Raw genomic sequence first — 17349 nt, 5'->3', positions numbered from 1 at the left:
CTTGTCGGTCTTCGGCCGGCCCGGCAGGTGCTTGACATCGCGAGCGTTGACCAGCCAACACCTCGAACCCGGCCGCCTCCAACAAGTAGAATGGCGGCTTCCACTCGGGTAGCGGCGGCGCATCACTGCGCCGCCGCCCCCTCGGAACCGGGCGAGCGGGCTTTCCCCGCACCCGGCTCGGGCAAGCCCTGAAGGCTCTTGGCAGGTGGTGCCGGTCGGGTGCTGGTGTCGCGGGTGAGGCGGCGTTGGCACCCGGTGTGGATCAAACGGAATGTGGGGATCTCGTGCGGTGTCCTGGTACCCGTTTCGGCGGTGACCGCCTGTTTGCGGATCGCCGTGCGGGTCACTACGGCCCATCGCTCCCATTCGTCAGGAGTTTGGGGTTCGCAGTCGGCGTGCAGCAGCAGCCCGCCGCAGAGCGGACAGCGACCCTGTTGAGCGAGCAGCGCTCGCCATCGGGCGCGGTCCAGCACGGGCTGTTTACGGCCTCGCCGCCAGCCCCAGTAGTCGGTCAGGGCCGGGTTGTCGGGGTGACGCCCAGCCTTTGACCATGGAGTGCCGCACGATCTTCGCCCAGGCGAACTTGAGCAGGTAGGCGCCGGTTTCCCGGTCGCCGAACACCCACCGGTCCCGCCTGGACTTGTTGAACATGCTGAAGTACCGGGAGATGATCCAGCGTTTCGGCTTGTGCGGGTGGCGGAACTTCGCCCACTTGTAGGTGAGCTTCCACATGTGGTCGTCCAACGCGTCGAACGTCGCGCTGGACACCACGATCCGGTAGTACGCGGTCCAGCCCCGAATGATCGGGTTGAGCTGCTGCAAGACCGCCTCGGCGTGGCCCCCCGCAGGGCCTTCATCTCGGCGGACAACCGCGCCCGGATCCGTTTGACCGCCGCCTTGCTCGGTTTGATCAGCAGCTTGCCGTGGTAACGGCGGACGTTGAACCCCAGGAAGTCCACCCCTTCCTCATCGAGGTGGGTGATACGGGTCTTGTCCTGGTTGAAGACCAGACCCCGGGGCGCCAGCCAGTCGGCCAGCCGCGCCTGGACCCGCTCAGCTTCCTGCCGGGTATGGCAGAACGCCAGAAGATCATCGGCGTACCTGATCACCACGGGCGAGCCCGGTCTCACGCTCCCGGCGTTGCTGCCGGTCGTGATATACCGGACTCCGGCGGCTTGCTCCATCCCATGCAAGGCCACGTTCATCAACAACGGACTGATCACACCCCCCTGCGGGCTTCCCCGCTCGGTGGGTGCTAGGTGTCCCCGGTCGAGTACGCCCGAGCGCAGCCACTTCCCGACCATCCGGCGAGCCGGGAACGTGCCCAGCATCGCGAGTAGATGATCGTGGTCGAGGTTGTCGAACGCGGCAGCCAAATCGGCGTCAACGACCCACCGCCGCTGGCAGCGGGCACCCCGGGCGGTCAGGAACACCGCCTGGATCGCGTCATGGCAGCCCCGGCCGGGCCTGAACCCGTACGACCGGGACTCGAACCGGGCCTCCCACTCGGGCTCCAACGCCCCGAGAGCCACCGCCACTCGCACTCATGCACCTTCGTGCCGCACGTACTCCGAGGTCGCCTCCATCACCACCCGGGTCACCCCCACCCCGGCCAGCCACTCACCCAGCGCGATCAACGACCGGGTCATCGTCGGGTACGTCCTGACCTCCTGCGCCCGCCGTCCCGACCCGCTCGGGCTGGGTACCCGCACGCAACAGACCACCTCGGCCTTGCCGATATCCAACGCCGCGACCCGCTCAACGATCTCGTCACGGTCCCGCGTCTCTTCCAACATCACAGACCTCCCATCCCAGCCGACCGATACCAGGCCGGTCGCCCGCAGGAGCCGCGAGGGCGAAGCGAAGCTAATCCGCGTGCTCGAAGCAACAGTGAAGGGCCCAACAACGCGGCTCCCAGCATCCGACTAGACGACGGCCTCAACGGGGCCAAGGAGCAACGATGTCAACGAGCGACCGGACCCCCATTTTCAGCCCGGAACGGGCGCCCCAACCAGGGGAAACGTGACTAGATGAAGGAAAGCTTCCACTGTGTCGCCGAGGGCTGTGTCACTGAACTGTGTCATGGCCGCGGCGCGGAAGCTATGTGTCTGCTGCGGGGCAGAAATGCGAGCACCTTGTCACCGCGCTGAACCAAACGCTGCACTATAGCCGCAGTCGCTGGTGTTCAGTAACCGTCTGCGACAATCTTGCTGGCCAATGCAATCAGGTCAATTCCGCGCGGGTTAAGATATTTCTCCCATTGCACCGGGGTCAACATGAATGTCCAATGTCTTCAAGTACCACAAGCCCACGGACGCCGACACCAACGATGCAGATCGTTGCTGAAGGGGTCCGGATGTTGTCGTGACTGTACGACTGCTGAGGTAATGTGGTCATACGTGCTCGACGTCCGCAAGATACTTTCGAAATCCCGTCACGTGCGCGTTATACCCTAGCCCAGAATATAGGGCATGGGCCGGACCCCGCGCATCATTGGAGATGAGTTGAATCTTATAGCAGCCGTAGCTTTGCGCATATGCTTCCGCTTCCTCCATTAAGGCCCGTCCGATCCCTCTCCTGCGCATCGTCGGATCGACTGACAGATTTTCAACGGTTGCCCACGGCGCCATGTTCCGCGAAAGGTTATGAACGACGAGCACGTCGACGGTTCCGACGATACCCTGGACTGCCTCTGCTACTAATAGTCGGCGCAGAGGCTGCTTGAGTATCGTTTGCAGTAGTTCAGCCTCGCCGTCTCTCGCATTCCTCTTGGCGGCCTTGCCGTGCATGATCTCTAGCAGAAAGAGTAGATCCTCCAAATCACCACCCGTGGCGATTCGGATCGTGTACGTAGATTCAGTTGCATTGTTCATAGCCGCCTCGCACGGTAGACGTCGCTCATTCGCCAGGGCGCACTCAAAGGCTGACGGGTCTCCCTACCGACAAAATCGGGCTTTATAGATGTCGCCGGATGGGTGAACAGCGACACTGTCTTGATCTGTGCCGTCGGACTCGTTGCCTTTATAGTTTGAAGAACTGCCCTGAGGTCCTCGCCAGAGTATAACTCGCCAACCGCTAGAAGGACCCGTTTACCGTCGAGGTCGGGAAGCAGATTGGGAAACCTCACGTGGACGGTGCTCATCCCGTCGGACCGGTCGAGTACTGTGTCCACGACAAACAGGGGAACGTGTCCGAGGTTTCCAGCAAGCATGCCAGCCAATATCGCACCGCCCCTTCCCACACCCACAACAAGCTCAGGATGGAAGCCGGATTGCTGTATTGCCGTTATGGTTTGCTTGGTGCATGTGTCAACGGTCTTCCAGCTTATGCCCGTCCGCTCACGCACGAAATTCACCGACGCCAGAATCGTTACTATGCTAGCAAAGATCCCTACGACGATTGATATATTGTCGATAATGATCAAGGCCGTAGCCTCCAACTCCTGCGATGATGCAGTGGGCAGGGTAGCAGTGAGTCCATCGACGTGGTGTCGGATGTGCGTCTGCTACTGCTTCTGATTTGCCGTCATTCGTAAACCTCGCGAACTGGGCATAGCAACCAGGATGGGTCCTCGCTCAATTTGATCTCGTCTCGCACAACGCGCGACCGTCTTGTCTTGTTTTGGACACCTTGCCGATGGGCCATGATCGCATAGGAGTGCGACGCTGCCTTGTTTGCGCCCCTTTTGTCATCCTCCCCGGACTGCGTTCCGGGCCTTGAACCTTGATGCATAATCCGTCTGTGCGTGTTGAGGTCGTAGTTGATCTGATGGCGATTCGTGACAATGTTCGTTGGCTTATCCAGCAGACCAGTGCCCAGGTTCTCGTGATGGTGAAGGCGAATGGATATGGTCATGGCTCGGTCGCCGCGGCGCGGGCAGCGTTGGCAGGAGGCGCGCGCTGGCTGGGCACCGCCTTCTTGGAGGAGGCAATCACCTTGCGGTCTGCCGGCATCGAGTCCCCTATTCTGGCTTGCATTGTGAGGCCAGGCGACGACTTGGCAGCCGCTGCCAGCCGAGGCATCGACATCTCTGTCTCTGCGCCGTGGGCTGTAGAGGCGGCGCGCGACGCGGCTCAGCAGGTGGGCCGTCCGGCCCGGCTGCACCTGGAGGTGGATACGGGAATGTCGCGGGGTGGGCCGTGATCGGTACCCCCTGGTCCGAGTTGATCGACGTGGCTCTCCGCCCGACCTCTCGGCGATGGGCTCAGATAGTGGGGATATGGAGTCACCTGGCGTGTTCCGAACTACCGGCTAGTAGCATCACCGCTCGACAGATTGCCTTGTATGAAACGGCACTACGCGTCGCAAGGAAGAAGGGAATAGTATCCCCGATGCGACATCTCGTGGCCTCGGCTGCCCTATTCACACTGCCAGGCTCGCACTATGACCTTGTTAGATTGGGTGCAGCGGCCTATGGGATTGCTCCTCTCGGTTTCCCGATCGCCGGTATCACCCAGGCTATGACGCTCCGTGCCAGAGTGGTAGATGTCATTGCAATGCGTACGGTAGAGGATGGATCGTCTTTCACGACGATCCGTCCGACGCGGATCGCGGTCGCTGGCGTTGGCTATGCCGACGGTATTCCGCGGAAGGCAGGAGGGCTTGCTGTTCGAGTGGGACCCGATAGGTTTCCGATTATGGACCCGATAGGCATGTATTCGATGCAGATCGAAATAGGTGACGCTCCTGTGGGAATTGGCGATGAGGTGATTGTCTTCGGGCCCGGCCCGGAGGGGGGACCAACAGCATCCGAGTGGGCGCATCGAACCTGTACGGACGAGAGGGAGATTGTTGCGAGGGTGGCGCGCCACGTGACCCGAACCTACCGAAATGGTGACCGAATATGAGTGCGGCCCACGCGGCGCGGGCGAACCGGCGCACGGTCGAGCGGTCCAACTGCAACTGTCGGCTGATCTCGCCCAACGGCGCGCCCTCGGCCAGAAGCTGCTGAACGGCGGCGTAACGTTCCCGAGTTCGGGTGACCAGTAACCGTTCCCGGCCGCACACGTCGCGCTCGCCGTCCGTCACCTCGACCGCGGTTGGCTGCGGCGCGGATGCCGACTCGGGGCTCGCGGCGGGTTCCGCGGCCGCCGCCTTGGTGTCCGCAGGGGCTGCCCTGGCGGTCATCGCGGCCCGTATGCAGGCATGGTGCGTGGTCACGGTCTTGTCGACGGCTTCGCCGAGGTTGTGGATGAGGTGCCAGCGGTCGGCGACCTGCTGGGCGTCCGGTGCGCCGTCGCGGCCGCCCTCAAATGGCGTAGGCGCCGGCCCGGCCCCGGCAGATGATCTGCACACCGGGATGCGCGCGCAGCCATTCTGCGAGCGGTTCGGCCTCTCGGCCCGGCAGCACGTCGATCGGGCGGCGGGTGTCCATGTCCAGCAGCACGGTTCCGTAGACGTGGCCGCGACGCAACGCGAAGTCGTTGACCCCGAGGACGGTGACCTCACCAACGTCTGGAACGGCCGTCCGGCGTAGCAGGGCCAACAGGGTGTCCCGCGCGACGCTCATCCCGAGCATGGTGGCGCGCCGCGCGCCGGGCAACTGAAGGCGAAGAATACTGGAATGAAAACCATTTGCAAATAGCGCCTACGCTGACGGGAAGGGCCCCGGTGCTCCGCGGTCCGGCCGCGGTCGCGCCTGCTGGAGGGCCCTTCCCGTCGCACCTGCTAGATGAGGGTGAAGGTGATGGTCGCCTGGTAGGTTCCGGGCGCCTGGGTGGTGGGTGCCTCGATCAGCAGTTCGGCGCCCAGGATGCTGGTCCCGGTCCCGGATCCGGCCGGGGCGGTCGCGAGCGGGTTGGCGGTGGCGAGGCCGGTGCCGGACTCCAGGCCTGGTACCACGACGGCCCCTTGCGTGACCGCGCCGTTCTCGGGTTGCTCCACCACGACCGGTGTCCAGCCCAGGTGTCTACCGGCGAGCGTGTTCTCCAGCTGCCCCGCGGCGATGAAGTCGCTTACCTGGCCCGACGCCGACCAGCCTGGTTTGGCGGTGCGAGTGTCGGTCACGGTCACCGGACGCAGTTGGCCGGCCGAGGTCAGCCGGTCACCCGTGGCAGCCAGGGTGAAGTCGCTCATCAGGACGGCGTTGTCCTGCGGGTTCACGCTGATCACCAGTGCGCCCATGCGCTCGGGGATTATCGCGATGATCTGCTGCGATCCGTCCCCGGGTGGCTCGGGACCCTGGTCGTCCAGGTGGATCGTCACGGGCGCTGACTGCGCCACTTGGTTGTGGTCCTCGTCGTACAGGCGCACCAGCACCTCGGTGCCGTCGTGTGCCGCGGTGGCGGTGAAGCTGTACTGGTCCGTGAGCGCGCCCGGGACCGCGACCCACTCGTCGGTACCGGCCGCCCTGGTGAACCAGTGGTAATCGTCGAGCTCGGTCACCGGATCCTGCTTCGCCACCAGGGTGACCAGGTGACCCTCCTGGTAGTGGTCGGCGACTCCGCTGACGCCCAACGACGTGACCGGTTCCGGTTCTGTGCCGGGTGTGACGGTCAGCGTCGTGGCGGGGGATGGCCCGTAGACGACCTGGCCGTCCGGCTTCACCATCGCGACCCGGTACTCGGCACCGCTGTCGGCCATCGCGGCGGTGAAGGACAGCTCCGCGCCGGCCTGGTCGGGGATGACCACGAACTCCTCGGCGCCGGCTGCCTTCCGCTGCCACTGGTAGGTGGTCAGCACCGTGTCGGGCGAGACGGCGGCGGTGAGGGTGACGGTGTCGCCCTCCGGGTACGCGGTCTCCCCGGAAATCGACAGTCGCTGCCGTGGCGCGGCGCCGTGGTCATCGACGTAGATGGTCCGGGCGTCGGAGGCAGCCGGTTCGACCTCCGGGTCGGCATAGATCAGCCTGGCGCGGACCTGGACGTCGTCGAGTGCCTGCTCGGCGGTGACGGAGTAGCGGTTCCCCTCGGCGCCCGGGATCCGCGTCCAGTCGTCGGTGCCCGGCCAGAGCCACTCCCACACCAGGCGGTCGCCGTCGGCCGGGGCCGGGTCGACCGTCAGGTTCAGCTGGATGGCGTCTCCCTGGTGGTAGTGCCCGGCGAGGGTGCTGAGTTCGATGATCTGCGTTTCCAGGTCGTCGGTGATGTTGATGGTCAGGTTGGCGGTCTGCTGAGCGAGCTCACCACGGTTGTAGAGGTGGAGTCGCAGGGTGCCGCCGTGGTGGTCGGCCACGGTCAGCCCGCCCTTGGTCAGCCGGGGCGTGCTTTGGTGCTCCTCGCCCCAGATCGTGTTGACGCCGTCCTTTGTGAACACCCAGGTGTAGGTGAAGTCGTCGTAGCCCTCGCGGACCGGGTACACGGTGGCGTCCAGGCTCACTGAGCCGCCCTCCCGGTACAGCAGCTGGTATCCCTGAACCTGCAACTCGCGCGGGCCAAAGGTGATCGTCTCAAGAGGTGTCCTCGCCACGACGAGACCGTCCTTGACGACCCGCGCGGCGTACGGAAGGTCCACGACGGCGCTGGTCGACTTGACCTTCAGCCGGGAGGTGCGGGCGTCGGGGAACGAGAAGTCGAAGTTGCCGATGAGGTTGGGCGGCATCGCGAGCCAGGTCGCTCCGGCATACAGGCTGCCCCATTCCAGGGTCTCGCCCTCGCCGAGCTCGCGTCCGCCGAAGACCAGTTCCGCGACGTCACCGGGCAGAAGCGGGGTGGGCGACGAGTCGGTGCGGGTCAGTGTGGGCTGGCCACCGAGGTGCTCGACCTGGAACGGCACCCACGGGGTCTGCGCCACCACGGTGTTGCCCTGGCGGATGGCGACGCTGATCTCGTGGTCGTCCTCCAGCGCGCTGATCGTGGTCGACAGCGTCGGACTGGTGCTGGTCTGAAGCGCCCGGCCGGTACTGGTCGAGCCGACATGGCGCCAGAGCCACCGGAACTGCTGACCCTCCGCGAGTGTGGCGCCCACGATCTGGGCGGTGAACGCGTCGCCCGGCTGGTACGGCGTCGCTGACACCCCGGTGACGCTGAACGGCACGCCGGAGGCGTCGACCACGGTGACGTCGACCGGTTCGGACGTCGACGCCGCGGTCAGGTTGGTGACCTCGGGCACGAAGTGCGCGGTCACCGGGTGCGTGCCGAGTGCGAGCGGGGTGGAGAGGGAACCCTGTCCGTCTTCCACCGGGACGTGCCCCAGCGCGGTCGCACCGGCCCGAAACTCCAGGAAGCCGCCGACCGACGCCGGCGACACCGTCGCGGTCAGCTCGACGTCCTCCCCGACCGTCACCTCCGTCGCCGACACGTCCAGGGTGGTCGCGGTGGTCACCGTCTCCGGCAGGCCACCCACGACGAAGGTGTACGTCGCGGACGCCGACACCGGCTCACCCGAGCGCGCCGCGGTCGCCTCGATCGTCAGCCGGTAGGTTCCGGACGAGGTGAACGCCCAGTTCGCATGCTTGTGCGTCCGACCGATCTCGAACGAGTCGATTCTCTCGTCAGAAGACCACAACCGGGTGACCGCGCCGAACGCGTCGGAGGTGAAGACTTCGACGTCACCCGGGCCGGTTACCGCGCTCAGCCGCAGCGTCGTTGTATTGCCGTCGACGCCGTCGACCGGAACCCGCTCGGTGGAGAAGCCGGGCCACAACTGGTTGCCAGAGGGGTTGCTCTCCGGAGCGATCCACGCCTCGCTGCCCCCGGGCCCCACGAACTCCCGGCCTGCCGGCAGCGTGACCTTTGACGCGTCGTCGACGTGGAACCAGACCGACGCCGGATCCAGCCGTACGCCGTTGCCCTCCGGAAGGTCGGCCAACGTCCCCAGGGCGAACACGCCGTCGTCCAGGAAGGTCGCGACCGCATCGGTATGCACCTTCTCCAGGACGCGGAACTCCTGCGGATCCGGGGCCGGGCCAGGCGCGGCGGATGCCCCCGACGACGACACCACGAACAGCGACCCCGTGGCCAACAGCAACGCTGTCAGGCCGACCCAGGCGCGTCTGGGTCTCTTCGACGTTCCGATACTCACATCCAACTCCTGAGGATCCATAGGGCAAGGTCGCGTTTGGTGATCTTGATACGCCTAGAAGACGATAACCGTTTTCATTATCGTGAGCAATGCGTGCTCCGCCGGCCGGCGCTTCGCACTGACGTCGCTCAGGGGGTTAGCCGCACATGGACGACGTTCTCCTGGTCGCCGGCCAGGCGGTGACAGTGCCGGGCCCGGCGCCGGCTGCGGCGAATTGGCCTGCTCGGTCCGGATCCGGCGGTGGCCGCCACCGGCCGCCACCACGGCCTACTCGCCGCAGGCGCTCCGCACCCGCATCTGGCGGCATTGACGGTCAGTGGGCCCGCCACGCGGCCGAGCGCAGTAACCGCAGTCCGTTGAGCGCCACGATGACGGTCGAGCCCTCGTGGCCAGCCACGCCGAGGGGGAGCGGCAGGTGGCCGACAATGTCCCAGGTGGCGAGCACGGCGATGAAGGTGGCGGCGATGGCGAGGTTGGCCGCCACGTAGCGACGCGCGCGGCGGGACAGCGCGATGACGGCGGGTATGGCGGTCAGGTCGTCGCGGACCAGGACGACATCGGCGGTCTGCAACGCCAGGTCCGATCCGGCGCCGCCCATGGCGATCCCGGCGTGCGCGGCGGCGAGGGCGGGGGCGTCGTTGACGCCGTCGCCCACGACGAGCAGCCGTTCGCCTAGCTCCTGCCGCTGGCGGACGACGGCGACCTTTTCCTGCGGCAGCAGGTCGGCGTGTACCTCCCGGATGCCCGCCTCGGCGGCGACTCGGGCGGCGGCGGACATGTTGTCGCCGGTGAGCACCATCGGCGGCTGTCCGATGAGGGCGGTGAGCCGTTCCACCGCATCGGCCGCCTCCGGTCGCACGGTGTCGGTGAGGCCGAGTATCCCGGCCGGATGGCCGTCGACGGTGACCACCACTGTGGTGTGACCGTCGTGGTGCGGGTCGGTTTCGCCGGCGACGGTGGATGCGCGGCTGACGGTCACGTGGTGTCCGTCGACGCGCGCGGATATCCCGTGTCCGGGCGCCGAGACGAAGTGCGTCGCGGTCGGGATGGTCAGGCCGGCGGCGCGGGCGGCGGCAACGATCGCGGCGGCGAGCGGGTGCTCGCTGGGACGCTCCGCGGCTGCGGCCAGGGCGAGGAGCCGGTCCGTATCCTGCACCGGACCGCCGGGCAGGAGCCGGACGGCCGCCAGCCGCGGCGTGCCGACGGTCAGGGTGCCGGTCTTGTCTACTGCCACCAGGGTCGTCTCGGCCAGCCGTTCCATCGCCACGGCGGACTTGACCAGCACGCCGTGGCGGCCGGCGGTGGCGATGGCGGCCAGCAGTGGCGGCATCGTGGCCAGTACCACCGCGCACGGCGACGCGACGATCATGAAGGTCATCGCACGCAGCAGTGCGTCGGTGAACCCCTCGCCGAAGGCAAGCGGTATCGCGAACAAGGCGAGAGTGGCGACCACGACTCCGACCGAGTAGCGCTGCTCGACCTTCTCGATGAAAAGCTGTGTCGGCGCCTTGGTCGCCGACGCCTCCCGCACCATCGCCACGATGCGGGCGACCACGCTGTCCGCGGCGGGCCGGTCCACCCGGACGCGAAGCGCGCCGGTGCCGTTGATGGTGCCGGCGTACACCTCGTCGCCGACCGCCTTCACAGCCGGTAGCGGCTCGCCGGTGATGGTCGCCTGGTCGACGTCGCTCACCCCGTCGACGACGGTCCCGTCGGCACCGATCCGCTCGCCCGGGCGGACCAGGATCACGTCGCCGACCGCCAGGGTGACGGTGTCGACCCGATCCTCGCCGTCCGCGGTCACCCGGGTGGCGTACGGCGGCGCCAGGTCCAGCAGCCTGCGCACCGAGTCGGCGGTCCGGCGGGTGGCATACGCCTCCAGCGCCCCGGACGTGGCGAAGATGACGATCAGCAACGCGCCGTCGAACACCTGCCCAACCCCGGCTGCGCCGATCGCCGCGACCACCATCAACAGGTCCACGTCGAGTGTTCCCGCCCGGAGCGCTCGCAGCCCGGCCAGCCCAGGCTCCCAGCCGCCGGCGGCGTAGCAGGCCAGGTACAGCGTCCACCACGACCAGGCCGGACCACCAGTCAGCTGGAACACCGCACCGACGGCGAACAGCGCCGTGGCCAGCGCCGCCCACCGCACCTCGACCAGGGACCACAACGGGGTACGACAGGCGGCCAGGGCGGGCTGTCGTCCGTCTACCGGGTCCTGCGTCACGATCGCCACGAAGGCACAATACCTGCGCAGCCATGCAGATACGCAAGTAGCTGAGCGGTGAGATAGGCTCTGGACGTGCATACCTCGCTGCCGGATTTCCGCATGCCCAACGAGGAGCAGGTCCACCTCGCCGCCGAGAGCTTCCGGCTGCTCGCCGACCCGACCCGCATCAAGATCCTCTGGGCGCTGCTGCAGGGCGAGTCATCGGTCGCCTGTCTCGCCGAGTTGGTCGGTGCCGCGCCCACGGCGGTCAGTCAGCATCTGGCCAAGCTCCGCCTCGCCGGGCTGGTGCGAGGGCGACGCGAGGGCACGTTCGTGTACTACTCGGCCGCGGACGTGCACGTGCGGCATCTGCTCGACGAGGCGCTCTTCCACGCCGACCACGCCGACCGCGACCTGCCCGACCACGCGAGGGACGACCTGTCGGCGCATGCGACGGCCGGGTCGCAGCCCTCTTGAAAACGATAGTCGTATGCAATGCTGGTCGGGTGTCCGACGATCTCTACGTGCAGTCCGGTGAGTTCATCGACGTGCTTAGTCGCGGCGCCTGGGAAACCCTCGCCGTCCCTGTCGCGCAGGCGCTGACCCGGGCCCGCCCTGAGCAGGGTCCTATCGTCGACATCGGTGCCGGCAGCGGCCTGGGCACGCTCGTCGCCGCGCGGGCGGTGCCGGGCGCCGAGCTCATCGCGGTCGAGCCGTCCCCGATCCTGCGTGCCGCCCTGCTCGTCCGGCTGTCCGGCGACGACCTGGCGCGGCGCGTGACCGTGCAGGCCGCCGACGGCGACGGCATGGCGTTGCCGGACCGGCTCGGCGCCGTCCTCGCTATCAACATGATCGGGCACATCGCCCCCGACCGGCGCCGCGCCCTCTGGGCCGACCTTCGCCCTCGACTCGCCCCAGCCGCCCCGCTGGTCGTCAATCTGCAACCACCACCTGCGCCGGTCACCGTGCCCGAGACACCCTTTACCTCTGTGTCGGTTGGCCGCCGGACGTACCAGGGCAGCGGTGGTGCCCGCCCAGCCGGCCCGGAGTCGGTCATCTGGACGATGCACTACCGCGTTCTGGCCGAGGACGGCGTCGTCGAGCGGGACCTCGTCGTCGACTACGACTGGTATGTCTTGTCCCCGCGACAGCTGCTCGACGAGCTGACCGTCGCCGGGTACACCGCCATGGTGACCGACAAGGACGTCGTGGTGGCCACGCCGGCCTAGCGCACTGCCTGGCAGCCGCTGGCGGGAGTCGCCTCGATCAGGCAAATGGTCGTGGAGTTCTGCTGGTCTTGGCCTTTGCATGCGTTGCTGCGCATGTGCCTATGTGTCGGTGACGGAAGCGCTGCCAGATCGTTATGACGGGGTGGGGCCTGTTCCGGGTGTTGGCCTCGCCGATCCGGTGGCGCTCGTGGACCTGCTGGCCGACCAGGAGCGCTCGGTGCACCAGTTGGTGGCGGCGACCGGGTTGGCGCAGCCGCTGGTGTCTCAGCACTTGAAGGCGCTGAGGGACGCCCGGCTGGTGCGGCGGGCCCGTAGGGGGCGGGAGATGGTGTACGCGCTCAGTGACGCCCACGTGGCGCACATCGTGCGGGACGCCATCGCCCACATGCGAGAGGAAGACCAACGATGACGACCGCGACCGAACATCGCCCGCACGCCGGGCATGAGCACACCCATGCCGGCGACTGCGGGCATGCCAGCGTCCGGCACGGTGACCACATCGACTACCTGCACGACGGACACGCACACCACAGCCACGGCGACCATTACGACGAGTGCAACCTGGAGGGCGTGCACGCCGAGGCCGAGGCGCACCAGCACAGCCATGGCGACGGCTGCGGGCACGAGGCCGTGGCGCATGGGGACCACGTGGACTACGTCCACGACGGGCACCGCCACGCGGTTCACGAGGGCCACTACGACGAGCACTGATCCGCTTCCAACGGTCGTAGCGGGACGGGGTCGACGGCGTCGGCCCCGTCCCGCTTTTCGCTGCCCACGTCACAGATCTCGCTGAGGGCTTTGCCCCGACCGCAACTCTGGCTATGCTACCGAAAACCGTTTTCATTACTGATTGTGTCGGGTTCGGCTGGCGTGGGGGAGGAGACCGGCGGATGAGGACGCCGTGGTTGACCGCGGCCGTCGTGGCGGCGGTTGCCCTATCCGGTTGCACGGCGCCGGTGGCGTTGAGTGACTCTGATGCCCGCGTGCAGGTGGTGACCACGACCGGAATCCTGGCCGACCTGGTGCGCAATGTGGGCGGCGACAGGGTTTTGGTCGACTCGATCGTGCCGGACAACGCCGACGCGCACGCGTACGAGCCGACGCTGCGCGACGTGCGCAACGTGGTCTACGCCGATGTCGCGTTCAGCAACTATCTGCTGCTGGAGGCGCAGAACGTCATCAAGGCCCTGGACGCCAACCTGCGTGGAGGCGTGCCGAACATCTCGCTCGCCGAGGGCGCGACGAAGTATGCCGCCGAGATCATCCCTTTGGTGGAGGATGCCTCGCTGGACACCATCTGGCTGGGTATGCGAGTCCGGGGCGCCGGCCGCCAGTACGGTGCGAACCGCTCCTCGGACGTGCTGCTGTCCGCCACGCACGTGTCCGGCCCGGGTGACCTGGTGGCGTATCTGACGGGGTCGTTCGGCGATCCCGAGTTCTACGTCAACTCAGTGGACGGATTTGACCCGGCCGACGGGTACAAGGACGACACGGCGGCGCTGCCTCCGGACGCGCACACGCACATGAGCTGGGCGTTCACCGAGCCCGGGGTGTACCGGCTGACGATGGAGGCACGGCTGGCGGTGGCGCAGGGGTCCAAGCCGGTGCCGCTGGGGCGGCAGACGTTCACGTTCGCGGTCGGTGTCGATCCGCACTCGGTCGGCGGGACGGTGCTGGGCGCGGGTCACGCCGACATCGCGGTCGACGTGGACGAGCGCCGGATGTACCTGTACGCCGACCCGCATGGCGGGGGTGAGGTGCACCAGGAGGTGTACGACCCCGCGACCACGGTCATCGAGGTGCCGAACAAGGCGCTCAAGCAGGTGCCTTCCGGCCGCGGATACCGGTTCCTGGGCCGTCCTGGTGACAAGGTGTACCAGCTGCCGCAGGCGGTGCTCGGCCGCCACGTGCACGGTGAGATCGACCCGCACCTGTGGCAGGACGTGGGCAATACTCAGTCCTATGTGGAGCTGATCCGGGACACGCTGATCGGCGTCGACCCGGGCGGCGCGGTCGAGTACGGGCGGAACGCGGACGCGTACCTGGCCGAGCTGACCGCGCTGGACACCTACGTCGCCGAGACGATCGCGTCGATCCCGCCGGCCAACCGCCACCTGGTGACCACGCACGACGCGTTCGGCTATCTGGCGGACGCGTACGGGATCCCGGTGGCCGGATTCGTCACCCCCAACCCCGCCACCGAACCGAGCCTGGCCGACCGGGTCAAACTCACCGAGACGATCCGCAACCTGCGCGTGCGGGCCGTCTTCCTCGAGCCCAACCTGCGCGCCCGTTCGTCCACCCTGGTGGAGGTCGCCGGCGAGCAGGGGGTGCGGGTGTGCCCGATCTACGGAGACGCGTTCGACGACACCGTCGACACCTACGTACGAATGATGCGCTTCAACGCCGACTCCCTGAAGGAATGCCTCAGTTGATGAAGACGATGGCGGCCGCGCTCACGGCGGCGACGCTGGCGTTCGCGCCGGCGCCACAGCCGGACGACCTGGGCCAGACCCTCGACCCGGACCAGTCCGTGGCGGCCGGCCGGGCAGTGCTTGAGACCGGCCATGTGGACATCGGCCCGCGCTACCGCGACGGCGCGTGGACGATCCAGATCCACGACGACACCGTGGCGCCGTCGGTGTGGCGCAAGCCCTCCGACGCGGTCCTGCGAGTGCGGGACGCGGCGGTCGAGCGGGTGCCGGACGATCCGGCGTACGCGTTCCTCGGCCAGCCCGCGGGTACGCCGGTGCACGTGGTGCCGCAGACGCAGAACCAGGACGTGGTCTGGATCGGCTGGAACACCCAGGATCCCGGGGTCATGCGGGCCATCTCCCGGGGCGTGACGATGAACCTGCTCGGCGTGCAGGGGCCGGGGGACCTGGTCGTGTATGTGCAGTCCGGCAACCTCGGTGCACCACAGGTGCTGTGGAACTCCACGATGCCGTTCCCGCAGCCGTTGTGGGTGGAGACGAATACGCACACCCACGCCAACTGGATCTTCTCCAAGCCCGGCGTGTACCTGGTCGCAGTCGAGATCAGGGCGGACCTGGTGGACGGCCAGCAGGTGTCGGGTCGGGACGTGCTGCGGATCGCGGTCGGCGACAGCAGCCCTGTCGAAGACGCTTTCACCGCCACGTACACGGCAAGCCTGCCCAGCACCGACGCGACGGCGACGGCCGGCGCGGCGCCCCCCGCGGACGGCGGCGGCTCGGCCCGGCCCGGCGTCATCGTCCCGCTGCTGGTCGCCGCCGCGGCGGTGCTCGCCGCAGCGCTGATCTGGATGTTGGTACGCGGCGCGCGGGCCCGCCGCCGCGCGCTCGCGCCGGAGGAGAAACCATGAGCATGCTTTCCGTCGAGGGCCTCGACGTCGATCTCGGCGGGCGGCCGGTGCTGCGCGGCGTCGAGCTTGCCATGGACGCTGGGGAGTTGGTCGGGCTGCTCGGCCCGAACGGAGCCGGCAAGACCACGCTCCTGCGCTGCGTGCTCGGCCTGGTCCGGCCCAAGACCGGCAGGATCGCGATCGGTGGCACCGCCACCGTGGGATACGTGCCGCAGCGGCACGAGTTCACCTGGGACTTTCCGATCTCCGTGGAGCAGGCGGTGCTCAGCGGCCGCACCGGACGGATGGGCCTGCTGCGCCGGCCGGGCGTGGCGGACTGGCGCGCGGTGGGGGAGGCCCTGGACCGGGTACGCCTGGCCGACCTGCGGCGTCGCCCGGTCGGTGAGCTGTCCGGCGGTCAGCGGCAGCGGGTTCTGGTCGCCCGCGCGCTGGCGCTGCGCCCGGAGGTGCTGCTGCTGGACGAGCCCTACGCCGGCCTGGACATGCCGACCCAGGAACTGCTCGGCGAGCTGTTCGCGTCGCTGGCCCGGGAGCGGGCGGTGCTGATGGCCACGCACGACCTGGCGGCGGCGGTGCACGACTGCGACCGGCTGGTGTTGCTCAACCGCACCGTCGTCGCCGCCGGCCCGCCGGCCCGGCTGCGCGACCGTCGAGTGTGGATGGACACGTTCGAGGTGGGTGAGCGCAGCCACCTGTTCACGGCGCTGGGTCTGCCGGTCCAAGCCGGCGAGCCCGAGACGGTGGGTGCGTGATGTCTCCCGCGGACTTCGTCGCGGACCTGTTCAACCCCGACCTGGCGTTTCTGGGCAAGGCACTGCTCATCGCGGTGATGTCGGCGACCGTGTGCGGCGTGGTCGGCTGCTACGTGGTGCTGCGCGGCATGGCGTTTATCGGTGACGCCGTGGCGCACGCCGTCTTTCCGGGCCTGGCGGTCGCGTTCGTCGTCTCCGGCAACCTGGTCCTGGGCGGCACGATCGCGGGTGTGGTGACCGCCGTGCTGGTCGCGGTCTTCGCGCAGCAGCGGCGGCTGAAGGAGGACTCGGTCATCGGGGTGTTCTTCGTGGCGGCGTTCGCGCTCGGCATCGTGATCATCTCCCGGGCGCCCGGTTACGCCGGCTCGTTGCAGCAGTTCCTCTTCGGCTCGATCACCGGGATACCGGACGAGGACGTGTATGTGGTCGGCGGCACCGGCCTGGTGATTCTGCTGGCGATCCTGTTGCTGCACAAGGAGTTCGTGGCCGTTTCGCTCGACCGGGAGTCGGCTCGGGCGATGGGGTTGCGGGTGTTCTGGCTCGACCTGTTGCTGTACGTGCTGGTCACGCTCGCCGTGGTCATCTCGGTGCGGACCATCGGCAACGTGCTCGTGCTGGCTTTGCTGGTCACCCCGGCCGCGGCGGCGCGGCTGCTGACCGACCGGCTCGCGGTGATGATGGTCCTCGGCCCGGTGATCGGCGGCCTGTCCGCCCTGGTCGGCCTCTACATCTCGTGGTCCTGGGACTTCCCGGTGGGCGGCACCATCGTGCTCGTCCTGACCGCCGTGTTCCTCGGCGCCTGGCTGGCCGCACCCCGGCACGGGCTGATCGCCAGGCACGTCTCCTGACCGCTGC

Annotated in this window: 16 protein-coding genes and 2 pseudogenes; 10 read left to right on the top strand and 8 right to left on the bottom strand. The window is 67.8% G+C overall.

Translation table 11 applies throughout. From position 1 onward, the window contains the following. Positions 1-480: 480 nt before the first annotated feature. From ACFFIA_RS25375 to ACFFIA_RS25355, 5 genes and pseudogenes are all read right to left on the bottom strand, one after another. Positions 481-822, bottom strand: coding sequence for a group II intron maturase-specific domain-containing protein (locus ACFFIA_RS25375; protein ID WP_377254584.1), 342 nt, complete (start codon positions 820-822; stop codon positions 481-483). A 125-nt stretch (positions 823-947) separates the two neighbouring features. After that, positions 948-1532, bottom strand: a pseudogene (locus tag ACFFIA_RS25370) (reverse transcriptase/maturase family protein); the annotation flags it as partial. A gap of 12 nt (positions 1533-1544) precedes the next feature. Beyond that, positions 1545-1796 carry a hypothetical protein gene (locus tag ACFFIA_RS25365; protein ID WP_377254581.1) on the bottom strand — a complete coding sequence of 84 codons (252 nt, stop codon included), beginning with the start codon at positions 1794-1796 and terminating at the stop codon, positions 1545-1547. Between the two features lie 597 nt (positions 1797-2393). Continuing rightward, on the bottom strand, positions 2394-2873 hold the full coding sequence (locus ACFFIA_RS25360) for a GNAT family N-acetyltransferase (RefSeq protein WP_377254578.1): 480 nt from the start codon (positions 2871-2873) through the stop codon (positions 2394-2396). Then, complete coding sequence (locus tag ACFFIA_RS25355) at positions 2870-3424, bottom strand: phosphoribosyltransferase (RefSeq protein ID WP_377254576.1); 555 nt, start codon at positions 3422-3424, stop codon at positions 2870-2872. The genes ACFFIA_RS25360 and ACFFIA_RS25355 overlap by 4 nt, the downstream gene beginning before the upstream one ends. Before the next feature lie 317 nt (positions 3425-3741). Between ACFFIA_RS25355 and ACFFIA_RS25350 the strand changes: the two genes are divergently transcribed. Together ACFFIA_RS25350 and ACFFIA_RS25345 are read left to right on the top strand one after the other, a co-directional pair. Further along, positions 3742-4143: an alanine racemase gene (locus ACFFIA_RS25350; protein WP_377254573.1), complete on the top strand. Its 402-nt coding sequence runs from the start codon at positions 3742-3744 to the stop codon at positions 4141-4143. Continuing rightward, positions 4044-4847 (top strand): alanine racemase, encoded by an 804-nt coding sequence (locus tag ACFFIA_RS25345; protein WP_377254570.1) that lies wholly within the window; start codon positions 4044-4046, stop codon positions 4845-4847. The genes ACFFIA_RS25350 and ACFFIA_RS25345 overlap by 100 nt, the downstream gene beginning before the upstream one ends. 401 nt (positions 4848-5248) lie before the next feature. Here ACFFIA_RS25345 and ACFFIA_RS25340 read toward each other — a convergent pair whose 3' ends face one another. The 3 genes from ACFFIA_RS25340 to ACFFIA_RS25330 form a co-directional block, all read right to left on the bottom strand. Continuing rightward, entirely contained in the window at positions 5249-5509 is a 261-nt protein-coding gene (locus ACFFIA_RS25340) for a transposase (protein ID WP_377254567.1), read from the bottom strand. 158 nt (positions 5510-5667) lie between these two features. Continuing rightward, positions 5668-8961 carry a choice-of-anchor M domain-containing protein gene (locus ACFFIA_RS25335; RefSeq protein WP_377254564.1) on the bottom strand — a complete coding sequence of 1098 codons (3294 nt, stop codon included), beginning with the start codon at positions 8959-8961 and terminating at the stop codon, positions 5668-5670. Positions 8962-9274: 313 nt separating this feature from the next. Beyond that, the gene (locus ACFFIA_RS25330; protein WP_446686982.1) at positions 9275-11194 is read right to left on the bottom strand and encodes a heavy metal translocating P-type ATPase; all 1920 of its coding nucleotides are present in this window, start codon (positions 11192-11194) and stop codon (positions 9275-9277) included. 66 nt (positions 11195-11260) lie between these two features. Between ACFFIA_RS25330 and ACFFIA_RS25325 the strand changes: the two genes are divergently transcribed. The 8 genes and pseudogenes from ACFFIA_RS25325 to ACFFIA_RS25290 all read left to right on the top strand — a co-directional run bounded on the left by ACFFIA_RS25325 (position 11261) and on the right by ACFFIA_RS25290 (position 17342). After that, the gene (locus ACFFIA_RS25325; protein WP_446686981.1) at positions 11261-11644 is read left to right on the top strand and encodes an ArsR/SmtB family transcription factor; all 384 of its coding nucleotides are present in this window, start codon (positions 11261-11263) and stop codon (positions 11642-11644) included. Positions 11645-11673: 29 nt separating this feature from the next. Next, on the top strand, positions 11674-12396 hold the full coding sequence (locus ACFFIA_RS25320) for a class I SAM-dependent methyltransferase (RefSeq protein WP_377254561.1): 723 nt from the start codon (positions 11674-11676) through the stop codon (positions 12394-12396). A gap of 134 nt (positions 12397-12530) precedes the next feature. Further along, positions 12531-12805, top strand: a pseudogene (locus ACFFIA_RS25315) (ArsR/SmtB family transcription factor). Beyond that, a complete protein-coding gene (locus tag ACFFIA_RS25310) occupies positions 12802-13107 on the top strand; it encodes a hypothetical protein (protein WP_377254558.1) in 306 nt (101 codons plus the stop codon). Before ACFFIA_RS25315 ends, ACFFIA_RS25310 begins: the two are co-directional and overlap by 4 nt. Before the next feature lie 182 nt (positions 13108-13289). Then, a complete protein-coding gene (locus tag ACFFIA_RS25305; protein ID WP_377254555.1) occupies positions 13290-14834 on the top strand; it encodes an anchored repeat ABC transporter, substrate-binding protein in 1545 nt (514 codons plus the stop codon). After that, positions 14834-15742, top strand: a complete 909-nt coding sequence (locus ACFFIA_RS25300; RefSeq protein WP_377254552.1) for a choice-of-anchor M domain-containing protein — start codon at positions 14834-14836, stop codon at positions 15740-15742. Before ACFFIA_RS25305 ends, ACFFIA_RS25300 begins: the two co-directional genes overlap by 1 nt. Then, positions 15739-16494, top strand: coding sequence for an anchored repeat-type ABC transporter ATP-binding subunit (locus ACFFIA_RS25295; RefSeq protein ID WP_377254549.1), 756 nt, complete (start codon positions 15739-15741; stop codon positions 16492-16494). Before ACFFIA_RS25300 ends, ACFFIA_RS25295 begins: the two co-directional genes overlap by 4 nt. After that, positions 16494-17342 (top strand): anchored repeat-type ABC transporter permease subunit, encoded by an 849-nt coding sequence (locus ACFFIA_RS25290; RefSeq protein ID WP_377254590.1) that lies wholly within the window; start codon positions 16494-16496, stop codon positions 17340-17342. The genes ACFFIA_RS25295 and ACFFIA_RS25290 overlap by 1 nt, the downstream gene beginning before the upstream one ends. Positions 17343-17349 lie beyond the last annotated feature (7 nt).

The sequence above is a fragment of the Phytohabitans kaempferiae genome, from assembly GCF_042433955.1.
Classification (GTDB): Bacteria; Actinomycetota; Actinomycetes; order Mycobacteriales; family Micromonosporaceae; genus Phytohabitans; species Phytohabitans kaempferiae.
Note: the sequence above shows the minus strand (reverse complement) of the source record. Positions and strands in the feature narration are given on the sequence as shown.

Excerpts from the sequence above, each read along its gene's own strand:
- ACFFIA_RS25365 (WP_377254581.1), bottom strand. The coding sequence starts at position 1,796 with ATGTTGGAAGAGACGCGGGACCGTGACGAGATCGTTGAGCGGGTCGCG.
- ACFFIA_RS25360 (WP_377254578.1), bottom strand. The coding sequence starts at position 2,873 with ATGAACAATGCAACTGAATCTACGTACACGATCCGAATCGCCACGGGT.
- ACFFIA_RS25340 (WP_377254567.1), bottom strand. The coding sequence starts at position 5,509 with ATGAGCGTCGCGCGGGACACCCTGTTGGCCCTGCTACGCCGGACGGCC.
- ACFFIA_RS25310 (WP_377254558.1), top strand. The coding sequence starts at position 12,802 with ATGACGACCGCGACCGAACATCGCCCGCACGCCGGGCATGAGCACACC.
- ACFFIA_RS25305 (WP_377254555.1), top strand. The coding sequence starts at position 13,290 with ATGAGGACGCCGTGGTTGACCGCGGCCGTCGTGGCGGCGGTTGCCCTA.
- ACFFIA_RS25300 (WP_377254552.1), top strand. The coding sequence starts at position 14,834 with ATGAAGACGATGGCGGCCGCGCTCACGGCGGCGACGCTGGCGTTCGCG.
- ACFFIA_RS25295 (WP_377254549.1), top strand. The coding sequence starts at position 15,739 with ATGAGCATGCTTTCCGTCGAGGGCCTCGACGTCGATCTCGGCGGGCGG.
- ACFFIA_RS25290 (WP_377254590.1), top strand. The coding sequence starts at position 16,494 with ATGTCTCCCGCGGACTTCGTCGCGGACCTGTTCAACCCCGACCTGGCG.